Genomic DNA, 269 nt, shown 5'->3' with positions numbered 1-269 from the left:
GTCGTTGCGAGCAATAAGGTAAGATATTTAAAAGACATAACACTCAATTAAGTTATTGAATTTTATCCAGTATAAATAACTCCCTTTACGCATATTGTCGTCGTGGTCACAATCGCCTTACGCATTTGTTTGCATCAATCATCTTTCAGCCTTATTCGATGATTGAGCCGCGAATAAACGCTACTCTGTCTTCGACTGACATTTTGGGCACTTCGATCAATTGATAACCAAATTTGTGATAAGCGTTGACCATCTGTTGATACGTAGCC

General features: G+C 38.3%; 1 pseudogene. It reads right to left on the bottom strand.

The features are described from left to right. Window positions 1-151: 151 nt before the first annotated feature. A pseudogene (locus IQR33_RS34265) lies at window positions 152-269 on the bottom strand (ATP-binding protein); the annotation flags it as partial.

Origin of the sequence: Vibrio sp. OPT46 (genome assembly GCF_015163535.1) — a bacterium.
In the GTDB taxonomy this organism is placed as follows: Bacteria; Pseudomonadota; Gammaproteobacteria; order Enterobacterales; family Vibrionaceae; genus Vibrio; species Vibrio alginolyticus.
The sequence above is the reverse complement of the archived record's forward strand: the minus strand, read 5'-3'. Positions and strand labels throughout refer to the sequence as shown.